Origin of the sequence: Salinispora cortesiana (genome assembly GCF_000484695.1) — a bacterium.
In the GTDB taxonomy this organism is placed as follows: Bacteria; Actinomycetota; Actinomycetes; order Mycobacteriales; family Micromonosporaceae; genus Micromonospora; species Micromonospora cortesiana.
Genome location: NZ_AXVR01000087.1, coordinates 1 through 10882, shown reverse-complemented (window position 1 = coordinate 10882; position 10882 = coordinate 1). Strand labels below are relative to the sequence as shown.

Below are 10882 nucleotides of genomic sequence, written 5' to 3'. Positions count from 1 at the left end.
GGTCTTCGACCGGCTCACCGAGCCGCAGATCCAGCCGGCGGTGGTGGCGGCGCTCCGCGAGCGGGCCCGGGTCTGGGTCAACACCTTGTGGTACGGCCTCGCCGCCGGCTACACCGATGAGTCGTCGTTGCGGGACCCGGCGCAGGGCTGGGGTGCGGTGGTGGATCGGCACCAGGCGGACATGATCCAGACTGACAACCCGGAGCAGTTGGTGAGCTGGTTGGCCAGTCGGGGCCAGGAGCACGGTGGTCGGGGGCAGTGGCCGTCGTTGCCGAAGGGCTCGGTGCGGGTGCAGGCCGAGGACTACTCGCTGGCGGGTAAGGGGATCGGCTACCACGGCCTGGATGACGAGAACCGGGGTGGCACGGTGGCCCGGCAGTACGAGGGTGTGGACATCTGCGACGACAATGCTGCGATCGTGATGTGTTGGATCCGTGGTGGTGAGTGGGTCAGGTACACGGTCGAGGTGCCGAAGTCGGGGAACTACCGGGTGAGCGCGCGGATGTCGTCGCCGTACTTCCCGGCGGGCCGACTCTCGATCATCTTCGAGGACAAGACGGTGTTCGGTCCGATGGAGGTGGTCGGCACGACATCGCACAGCGCGCTCGAGTCCCAGTCGATTGCGGAGACTCACTTCCTGCGGAAGGGTACGCACGAGTGCGAGGTGCGGATGGACGACGCGGCGCACCAGAACTTCAACATCGACTACTTCCAGTTCGACCGCGTCAAGCACTGAGCGGCATCGACGGGATCGCGGTGACCACGATCCTGGCGGCCCCGAACCGCTGATTTCGTGGAGCCGTCGCGCGGCAGCGAGCGGCCACCCTTCCGGAAGGGTGGCCGCTCGCTGTCCTGGGCGAGGAGGTTCTCGGCCTGCCCTGGCGAGTCGGACTCGCCCACAGTAAAACTTGATTCATTCCAGAAGACTGGCTATCGTCGTCGCGTGACGCCCGACTTCGAGACGCAGCTGCGGGCGGTCTCGTTGCGCGTGACCCGACCCAGGATGGCGGTGCTCGCCGCGCTGCGTGACCATCCGCATGTCGACACCGATGAGGTTATTGCCCTGGTTCGGGTAGATAATCCAACCGTGTCACATCAGACCGTGTATGACGTGCTCCGCGCGCTCACCACCGCCGGCCTGGTGCGACGCATTCAACCGACCGGCGCCCCCGCTCGGTATGAGTCCCGGGTGGGGGACAACCATCACCACGTCGTGTGCCGATCCTGCGGAGCGATCGCCGATGTCGACTGCGCGGTTGGCCACGCTCCCTGCCTCACCGCCTCCGACGACCACGGTTTCGTGGTGGATGAGGCGGAGGTTGTCTACCGGGGCACCTGCCCCAACTGCATGAAATCGGACGCGCTTCCGCGCTCCACCACGTGAAGGGAAGTAGATGAGCGACACTCAGGACAACGCCCCCGTCAACGCGCAGGGCGTGGATCAGAAGGCGGCGGCCGGCTGTCCGGTCGCGCACGACTCCGTCACCGCGCACGGCAGCGAGAGCGAGAGCCCGGCGATCGACTCCCCCGCCGCGGTGGGTGGTGGCCGTCCGCGTACCAACCGGGACTGGTGGCCCAACCAGCTTGACCTGTCGGTGCTTTCCACCAACTCGACGAAGGTCAACCCGTTGGGTGAGGACTTCTCCTACGCCAAGGAGTTCGCCAAGCTTGACGTCGAGGCCCTCAAGCGGGACATCACCGAGGTGCTCACCACCTCGCAGGACTGGTGGCCGGCAGACTTCGGCCACTACGGCGGTCTGATGATCCGGCTGAGCTGGCACGCTGCCGGCACCTACCGCATCCATGACGGCCGCGGTGGCGCCGGTGACGGCGGCCAGCGGTTCGCGCCGCTGAACAGCTGGCCGGACAACGTCAACCTGGACAAGGCTCGGCGGCTGCTGTGGCCGGTCAAGCAGAAGTACGGTCAGAAGATCTCCTGGGCCGACCTGCTCGTGCTCGCCGGCAACGTCGCCCTGGAGTCGATGGGCTTCAAGACGTTCGGGTTCGGTTTCGGCCGGGAGGATGTCTGGGAGCCCGAGGAGATCTTCTGGGGTCCGGAGGACACCTGGCTCGGCGACGAGCGCTACGTCTCCGCGCAGGAGCTCTCGGCGGGCGTCGGGGCGACCGAGATGGGTCTGATCTACGTCAACCCGGAGGGGCCGCGGGGCAACGCGGATCCGGCCTCGGCGGCGTACTTCATCCGGGAGACCTTCCGCCGGATGGCGATGAACGACGAGGAGACCGTGGCCCTCATCGCCGGTGGCCACACCTTCGGCAAGACCCACGGTGCCGGGGTTGCCGACGACCACGTGGGCCCCGAGCCCGAGGGTGCGCCCCTGGAGGCGCAGGGTCTCGGCTGGGCGAGCAGCCACGCCAGTGGCGCGGGCGCCGACACGATTTCCAGCGGCCTCGAGGTGACCTGGACCGACCGGCCGACGCAGTGGAGCAACCGCTTCTTCGAGATCCTGTTCGGCTACGAGTGGGAGCTCACCACCAGCCCCGGTGGCGCGAAGCAGTGGGTCGCCAAGGATGCCGAGGCGATCATCCCCGACGCCTACGACTCGACCAAGAAGCACAAGCCGACGATGCTCACGACCGACCTGTCGCTGCGGGTCGACCCGGCGTACGAGCGGATCTCGCGTCGCTTCCTGGAGAACCCGGACGAGTTCGCGCTGGCCTTCGCCAAGGCCTGGTACAAGCTGCTGCACCGCGACATGGGCCCGGTCAGCCGGTTCCTCGGGCCGTGGGTGCCGCAGCCGCAGCTGTGGCAGGACCCGGTACCCGCCGTTGACCACGAGCTCGTCGGCGCAGCCGACATTGCCGCCCTCAAGGCGAAGGTGCTTGAGTCTGGCCTGACGACCGCCCAGCTCGTCTCCACCGCGTGGTCCTCCGCGGCCAGCTTCCGCCACACCGACAAGCGCGGTGGCGCGAACGGTGCCCGGATCCGCCTCGAGCCGCAGCGCAGCTGGGAGGTCAACCAGCCCGAGCAGCTCGCCACCGTCCTGGCGGCGCTGGAGGACATTCAGCGGGAGTTCAACGCCGCTGGTGGCGCGAAGATCTCGCTCGCGGACCTGATCGTGCTGGCCGGCTCGGCCGCGGTCGAGAAGGCGGCGCGGGACGCGGGCGTTGAGGTGACGGTGCCGTTCCGGCCGGGGCGCACCGACGCCACCCAGGAACAGACCGATGTCGAGTCCTTCGAGGTGCTTGAGCCGCGGGCCGACGCGTTCCGGAACTACCTGCGTCCCGGTGAGAAGACCCAGCCGGAGGTGCTGCTCATTGACCGCGCCTACCTGCTCAACCTGACCGCACCCGAGATGACCGTCCTCATCGGCGGCCTGCGGGCGCTCGAGGCCAATGCCGGCGGCAGCCGGCACGGCGTTCTCACCGACCGTCCCGGTGTGCTCACCAACGACTTCTTCACCAACCTGCTCGCCTCGGGCACGCGGTGGAAGGCTTCGGAGTCCGCCGAGCACGGGTACGAGATTCGGGATCTGGCCACCGACAAGGTGAAGTGGACCGCCAGCGCGGTCGACCTCATCTTCGGCTCCAACTCGCAGCTGCGGGCCCTCGCCGAGGTGTATGCCAGCGAGGACGCGCGGGAGAAGTTCGTGCAGGACTTCGTCGCGGCCTGGACCAAGGTCATGGAGCTCGACCGGTTCGACCTCGCCTGATCGGACCCCACGACGAGCCCGGTGGACCCGACGAGGGTCGACCGGGCTCGTCGCTGTCCGGCTCAGCGCCGGCAGCGGTGTCTGACCGGGCGACCGGCAGCTGCACCACCCCCGCGGACACCCGCCACGACCGGAATCTAGCCCAGAGGTCACCACGGAGGGCAGGCGCTAGCAGCGGATCTGACTCGCCGCCATATTTTTATTGTCATCGAAGCCACAGTCATCACTATCTGGTGGCGGCGATGTTCGTCTGCGTAGGCTCACCGGTGAGAGTGGAACGAGTTCTCGCTTGTTCCTGACTTGGGTCGATCCGCGCAACGGAGTGTGGAGGGGGCTGATCCGATGGACGAAACCACATACGATGTCGTGATTGTCGGAGCCGGACCAACCGGGCTGCTGCTCGCCGGTGATCTCGCGGCGGCTGGGGTTCGGGTCGCTGTTCTGGAGAAGCGCCGCGACGAGTCGAACCTGACCCGTGCGTTCGGGGTGCATGCCCGGACCCTTGAGCAGTTCGACGCCCGTGGGCTCGCCGACCAACTGGTCGAGACCGGCAAAGCACTGGGCCGGCTCCGGTTATTCGGCACGGTTTCGGTGTCCCTCGCGTCGCTGCCGACCCGCTTTCCGTTCCTGCTCGTCACACCCCAATACCAGGTGGAGCGCCTGTTGCTGGAACGCGCCGTCGCGGGTGGGGCCGATCTGATCCGTGGTGCCCGGGTATTCAAGATCGATGCAGGTCAGGATGAGGTGCAGCTGACCGTTGACCGCGATGGGGACGTCCACACGTTAACGGGCCGGTACGTCGTCGGCACCGACGGACGCCACTCCACGGTGCGGGAGCAGCTCGGCCTGGACTTCCCGGGCAACTCCGTACTCCGTTCACTGATCTTGGCTGACGTCCAGCTCACCGAGTCGCCACCCGAGGTGCTGACAGTCCTGGGTAACCAGCATGGCTTCTGCCTCATTGTCCCGTTTGGCGACGGTTGGTACCGGGTTATGGCGCGGGACCCGAACTGGGAGCCGCCGGACAGCACGCCGGTCGCCCTGGAGGAGATCGCCAATCTGGTGCGCCGGATCGCCGGAACTGACTACGGCATGCACAGTCCACGCTGGATGTCCCGGTTCCACAGCGACGAGCGGCAGGCCACCGCCTACCGGCAGGGGCGGGTGCTGCTCGCCGGCGACGCCGCCCACGTCCACTCGCCGGCCGGTGGCATGGGCATGAACACCGGTCTGCAGGACGCGGCAAACCTGGGGTGGAAGCTCGCTGCCGTGCTGCACGGTCGGGCTGGTGACAGTCTGCTCGACACGTACGAGGCGGAGCGCCGGCCGGTCGGTCGGATGGTGCTGCGCACGAGTGGCGGGCTGATCCGGGCGGTGATCCTCCGTTCCTCGCTCGCGCGGGCAGCCCGAAACGGGATCTTCCGCGCCGGCATCGCCGTGCGACCCCTGGGCGACCAGCTGCGACTGCGGCTCAGCGGGATCGGCGTACGCTATCCGGCCGCCCGCGGCGCGCATCCGCTGGTCGGCCAGCGGGCCCCAGACCTCGCGGCCCAGGACGGGAGTCGGCTGTACACGGCGCTGCGGGGTGGCAGTTTCGTCCTGGTAGATCCGGATCCGAACGGTCCCAACTACGACCACCTGGTGACGTTCCGGCCGACGGAGCCGACCACACCGATGTTGGTGCGGCCCGACGGGTATGTCGCCTGGGCCGGCTCCACCGGGCCCGACCTGGACCGGGCCCTGTCGGTGTGGGGCGCCGCCCAGCCAGCGTCGTGACCTGGTTCGGGTAGTCCAGCCCCGGTCTCGCGCCCAGCGGGTCGCCTGGGAGTCGTGGGCCCCGCCGGGGCCGCCGAACGCGGGCCGGCGGTCACCGTCGGGGCCGTCCAACGTGAGGTTGGCGGTCACCGTCGGGGTCTCCAAAGATCATGCTGCTGATCTACTCTGGCCTCTCCTCCGAGCGGGTGGGAAGGGCGACAGGAGCTACGCGGCGCTGATTCGACCGGTGCTTGACCGGGTGTATGTGGGCCTTCGCGGCCTGGGCAAGGATCGTATCCGGGCGGTCTACGACCGGTACGACGTTCGCCCCGGCTTCGAGAGCAGCTTCTACTTCGGGCTGCTGGCGCGGCCGATGCCCGCCGAGAGCTTCGCGGCGGCCACCACCTACTCCGGCTCTGATATGACCGGCGAGCTCGAACAGGGCATGGCTGAGGTCGACGCTGACGGCACCTGGCGGCTGACCCCGCGTGGTCGAGAGGTGGCGCTGGCGGTGCAGCGTGCCATCGGTGACTGGGCCGAAGAGCTCTGGGATCGGCGGCTGATCGGCACGATGCCGGGGTTGGCCGTTGTTCCTCGGCTGGCGGATCTGGTCGGTCGGCTGCTGGAGGCGGGTCAGGTCACCGGCGGGCCGGCGTTTCGCGCGATGGCACCGGTATACGAGCCAGCTGACGCCGCTGCGGCTCTTCGCCTCAGCTCTCGGCTCGGGGCGCTGCGGCACCACCGCGCGGACGCACACCGTGCGGCGTGGGCCGCCGCGGGATTCCACCTGACACAGCTGAGAGCATTGCCGCCCGAGGAGCCAGCTCGACAAGCAATCGAGGACGAGACCAACCGGCTGGATGAGCCGATCTATCAGGCCCTGACTGGGTCCGAGCGGGTCGAGCTACTCGCCGGCCTGGGGGCGCTTTCCGGGTGACGTAGCTGCACAGCGGTGGCGACGGGTACTCGGAACTGCTTCCGGAGATCGGCCGGCGGCTCGGCGCTTGCTGCCCGGATCGCTCAGTCTCCCCAGCGTAGGTAGGCCGGGGCCGGCCGACCGGGCAGTAACCGCAGCGGCGCGTGGTCCAGCCCGAGCACTTCCCGTACGGCGACGTTCTCGCCGGGCCACTTCGGGTTGTCCACCTCGTCGAAGGCGACGATGCTGCCCCTGGTCAGGCGCGGCCGAATGGCCTCCAGGACCGCCCTGGTCGGTTCGTACAGATCCAGGTCGAGGTAGGCCAGGGCGATGATGGTCTGCGGGTTCTCCTCCAGGTAGCGCGGCACGGTCTCCCGTACGTCGCCCTGGACCAGCACGCTGCGCTGGGTGACGTGACCGAAGAATTCACTGTGTTCGTGTGCGTCCAAGATCTCCCGTAGGTATGTTGGGTAGCCCTGCGGGGTGGCGAAGCGACCCTCGTACGCGGTCGGGCCCACCCGGTCGACGTCGTTGAGGTCGGGAAAGCCGGTGAAGGTATCGAAGCCAACGATGCGTCGCAGCGGGTTGTACGGCTCGTATACGCCCCGAAGGGCGGCGAAGGTGGTGAGGTGGCGGCCGTACCGGACCCCGAACTCCATGATCACACCAGGGACGTCGAGGACCTGCCGGTACAGCGCGTCCATGGAGAGTAGGTCGGTCAGCTGATGTCGGCGGAGGAAGAGTGGCAAATTGTTGATCATTTCCTCGGGCGGGATCGGCGAGGTGGCCAAGAGTTTGGTCAGTCGTAGCGCCGTCTCTGTCTCGGTAGCTGAGTCGTGTGCGAATGACCGCAAATCCTGGCTGTCGTTCCTGTCCATTATCGACCTCCCACCATGAGGGGGTGACGTGATGGGCGAAAGCGTAGGGGAGAGGGGGCGGCGGCACAATGACACCGGCGTGGGCTTTGATCTGGGAAAGGCGGTGATGGCACTGGCCCAGCGACACTTCCCGAGGTGAGCCTGCGGGCAGGGGTGAACCTGCCGGGGTGCTCGGAGTCCGCGCTGTGTTCAACTGCTGAATTTGGTTGGCCGCGTAGCCTTCTCGGATAAGGGGAATCTATGCGCTGGCGACCGTGGTATGCGCGGCGGCCAGCGGCGCCGAGTCCGGCCACTGCGGTGGCTCGGACAGGAAGGCAAACGTCTCGATGATCCGGCCGACCGGGCCGATCGCCAGCACTGGCGGGTCGGTCGGCCGGGGTGGTCCGATCAGGATGCGGCCGACCGTCGAGCCGCGTTGGGTCAGCTCCACCTCGGCAGTACCGACCAGGTAGCTCGCCGGCTCCTCGTCAACCAGGGTGCTGATCAGCGTACTGTGTGCCCGTGCCAGCACGATCTGGGCATGGTAGGTGCTGGGCCGGGCGACGACCGGAACGGCCGCACTGCCGGCGGCCACCGCCCAGGCGGTCGGCACGTCGGCGCTCCGCCCCTTCCCATGCAGGCCCACCAGCACCAGGTCGCCGGGTTCGCTGTCGGGCACGAGCAGGGTCAGTTGGGGGCGGGTGACTACTGCGGCCGTGCGGTGGAGTCGTTCCGCCAGGATGTGGCAGCAGCGACCACCGAGCAGGCGTGCCACCTGCCGGAAGTACCCCGGTGTGGTACCGACCAACCGGGAGAACTGGGTGGTGAAGGTGGCGGCGCTGGTGTAGCCGACGCATCGGCTGATCGCGGTGATGGTCCGATCCGTGTGCAGCAGCAACCGCCGTGCCTCCGCCATACGTAGTGCGGCGAGGAAACGGGCCGGAGTCATCGTGGTCACGTCTCGGAACAGCCGGTGGAAGTAAAAGGGGCTGAACGGCGCTACCCGAGCCAGGTCGGCCAGCTGCAGCGGCTCCGCCAGGTGCTGGCGCATGTAGTCGATCGCCTGTGCGGCGGCTGCCTTTCGGGCCTGGTCCGCCAGGTAGGGCGAGACGCCGGAGGTTGAATTCATGTGAGCCCCCTGTACGGTTGTCCGGGCACCCACCGAGAATTCTGCTGAGACCTCCTTGAACTTTTCTTGAAGCCGCCACCACGCATCGCCTGGTGCGGGAGCAGGTGGTGTCGCTCCGCCTGCGAGCTATGGTCAGCAGGGTAGCGGAACATAATTCAGTAAGATTTACGACTGCCCTTGGCTCAATCGCCGAGGTGACAGCCGCATGTGCACCGTGCCGAGGGCGGTGCCCCCGCGCAACCACCCTCCTGGAACAGCTGCCGGGCCAATGCGTGAACCGTGCCGAGCATGTGGTAGGTTCGGCCGGCCGGACCGTGTCGAACCTCCAGCACCGACTTGTCGACCAAACGGTCCAGGAGCATCCGCACGGCGCGGGGGTTACCGATCAGCGCCGCATCGGCACCCGCACCCGCAGCGGAGGCCAGGTCGAAGTCGGCGGGCATCGCCCCGAGGCCGGTGAAACAGCGCAGCTCCGCCGCGTCGAGCAACTCGATGCTGCGGTACACAGCAGCGTGTAGCGACCGATGGTGACTCGGCACCCCGCGCCGGGGCGGCCGGAGCCAATGCAGCGGATCGGCGACGACCTCGACCAGGACGTCCAGCCGTTGCGTCCGTAGACAGGCTGCGGCCAGCTCGATGGCGAGGGGGAGGCCATCAAGGGCCCGGCACACCGTGGTGACCCCCGGCATGGTGGACTCGTCGAGTCGGAACTTGGGCTGCACCTGCGTGGCCCGCCGGGCGAACAACTGTTGCGCAGGTGGAGGTGTCGACGATCCTGGTTCCGGATCGGTGCGCAGCGGCCGGACCGGATACACCGCCTCGTATCGCATCCCGAGCAACTCGCGCGAGGTCAACAGGACGGTGAGGCCGGGACAACACCGGAGCAACTCGTCCGCCAGGTCGGCCGTCGCGTCGGTAGCCAACTCGGCGTTGTCGATCACGAGCAGCAGCTGTCGGTCATCCAGCTGACGAACCAGGGACACGGCTGGCCCCGTCGCTTGTCGCGGTGCGGGGGCGACCACGGCGATCACCGCCCGCTCGAGAGCGGGCCCGGTGCGTACGTTCGTCAGGTCGACCACCGCCACCCCGTCGGCGTGCCGCCTCCGCTGCTGCTCGGCGACGGCCAGGCCGAGCGCGGACTTGCCCACCCCGGCCGGACCGGTCAGGCTCACCAGGCGATACCCGTCGAGCAGGTCATTGACTGCTGTAAGGTCGGCCGATCGTCCGGTCAGCTCGTCGATCAGGGGGGCCGCCCCGCGCCACGGTGGCGCGTGAGCCGGGCTCGGTTGGTGGGTGGGCGACGAGGTCGGCTTGGCCTCCAACACCTCGCGGTACGCCGCGGACAGTTCGGGCCCGGGGTCTACCCCGAGGTCAAGCCGAAGTCGCCCGCGGACCTCGGCATACCGTTCAATGGCCCGAGCCCGCTGGCCGATTCGGGCCAGCGTCTGCAACAGCCGGGCCTGTACCCGTTCGTTGAGTGGCTCGGTCAGCGCCATTTGTTCGGCAACGGGCAGGACTGCCTCCGGTCGCTCCAGTTCCAGCCCCAGGGCGACATAGTTGAGCGCCGCGGCCAGGAACTCCTGCCGCAGCGGACGGATGTCGTCCTGCTCAATCAGGAGCGCAGCCAGTTCGCTGAGTTGGGGATCTCGCCACCGGGCAATGCTTTCGCCGAAGCGGGCGAAGGCGCCGGTCGGCTGGCCGTGCTCGCGGAGGGCGGCGGCCTCCCGGACTTCGGCACGAAACGCGTGCAGGTCCAGCTGCCCGACGCCGACAGCCAGCCGGTATCCGCCGGGTACCGAGGCGATGACGTTGGTTCGTCGATGGCGTGGTGTCTCCGGCTCCAGCACCTGGCGCAGCCGGGCGACGTAGGTGTGTACGAGGTTGGTGGCCCGGGCCGGTGCCGGTCCCGCCCAGAGCGCGGCGATCACCTCATCGAGTGGCACATGTCGTCCGGCCCGAAGCGCTAAAAGGGCGAGGATTGCTCGCTGTTTCGGGGAGCCCGGGTCGATCTCGCTACCGCCGATCGTCGCTTGGATGGGACCGAGGATCTGAATATGGGGGCCCACCTCGATCCGGTTCATGTTTCCCCCAAGCTGTTGTGCCGCTGCGCTCGGTTCGTAGCTATTTTATGTTAGGTTTCGGAGCACCTAAAGTGGCTATTCGGTTGGCGGAGGCGGTAGGTGCTCCGGCCGCCTGACCATCTTCGGGTTCGGCCTAATACTCCAGCCGGGGTTGTTGACCTTGACTGAGCTGCGGTTTGATGCGACGCGGGAACGAGGGCAGCCACCGCCGATCATGGACGGTTGTGTGGACTGACCATGATGCAGCGGTGGCTGCCGGATACAGGGTAGACGCCCAGCGGTGGCGGGTGTTGTTCGACGACTTGATGCTGACGGTCGGGCAGCGTTTCCGTAGGCCGGAGCCTCGCCGTCGGGTGCGTGACTTTGTCCGGGGCTTGCTGGCGCCGTTGCCGCGGAAGAACTGCTGGACGATCGCGGAGCATGCCGGTGACACGGGTCCGGACGGGATGCAGGACCTGCTGACCCGGGTGAGG

At 68.0% G+C, this 10882-nt stretch carries 8 protein-coding genes and 1 pseudogene; 6 read left to right on the top strand and 3 right to left on the bottom strand.

The annotated features are described in order from the left end of the window. From K228_RS0122760 to K228_RS0122740, 5 genes are all read left to right on the top strand, one after another. Positions 1–736 (top strand): carbohydrate-binding protein (locus tag K228_RS0122760; protein WP_025620480.1); only part of this gene is annotated, 736 nt, incomplete at its 5' end. A 207-nt stretch (positions 737–943) separates the two neighbouring features. Then, a complete protein-coding gene (locus K228_RS0122755) occupies positions 944–1384 on the top strand; it encodes a Fur family transcriptional regulator (protein ID WP_025620479.1) in 441 nt (146 codons plus the stop codon). A 10-nt stretch (positions 1385–1394) separates the two neighbouring features. After that, on the top strand, positions 1395–3671 hold the full coding sequence (gene katG, locus K228_RS0122750; RefSeq protein WP_025620478.1) for a catalase/peroxidase HPI: 2277 nt from the start codon (positions 1395–1397) through the stop codon (positions 3669–3671). A 324-nt stretch (positions 3672–3995) separates the two neighbouring features. Next, entirely contained in the window at positions 3996–5447 is a 1452-nt protein-coding gene (locus K228_RS0122745; protein WP_025620477.1) for an FAD-dependent monooxygenase, read from the top strand. Between the two features lie 226 nt (positions 5448–5673). Beyond that, positions 5674–6363, top strand: coding sequence for a hypothetical protein (locus tag K228_RS0122740; RefSeq protein ID WP_025620476.1), 690 nt, complete (start codon positions 5674–5676; stop codon positions 6361–6363). An 83-nt stretch (positions 6364–6446) separates the two neighbouring features. Here the strand turns inward: K228_RS0122740 and K228_RS0122735 are convergent, their stop codons facing one another. From K228_RS0122735 to K228_RS0122725, 3 genes are all read right to left on the bottom strand, one after another. Beyond that, entirely contained in the window at positions 6447–7220 is a 774-nt protein-coding gene (locus K228_RS0122735; RefSeq protein WP_025620475.1) for a class I SAM-dependent methyltransferase, read from the bottom strand. A gap of 238 nt (positions 7221–7458) precedes the next feature. Then, positions 7459–8328: a helix-turn-helix domain-containing protein gene (locus tag K228_RS0122730; protein WP_025620474.1), complete on the bottom strand. Its 870-nt coding sequence runs from the start codon at positions 8326–8328 to the stop codon at positions 7459–7461. A gap of 182 nt (positions 8329–8510) precedes the next feature. Continuing rightward, entirely contained in the window at positions 8511–10409 is a 1899-nt protein-coding gene (locus K228_RS0122725; protein WP_025620473.1) for an AfsR/SARP family transcriptional regulator, read from the bottom strand. 305 nt (positions 10410–10714) lie between these two features. On the opposite strand from K228_RS0122725, the pseudogene K228_RS0122720 reads away from it, so the two are divergent. Continuing rightward, a pseudogene (locus K228_RS0122720) lies at positions 10715–10882 on the top strand (IS701 family transposase); the annotation flags it as partial.

Excerpts from the sequence above, each read along its gene's own strand:
- katG (WP_025620478.1), top strand. The coding sequence starts at position 1,395 with ATGAGCGACACTCAGGACAACGCCCCCGTCAACGCGCAGGGCGTGGAT.
- K228_RS0122735 (WP_025620475.1), bottom strand. The coding sequence starts at position 7,220 with ATGGACAGGAACGACAGCCAGGATTTGCGGTCATTCGCACACGACTCA.
- K228_RS0122730 (WP_025620474.1), bottom strand. The coding sequence starts at position 8,328 with ATGAATTCAACCTCCGGCGTCTCGCCCTACCTGGCGGACCAGGCCCGA.
- K228_RS0122725 (WP_025620473.1), bottom strand. The coding sequence starts at position 10,409 with ATGAACCGGATCGAGGTGGGCCCCCATATTCAGATCCTCGGTCCCATC.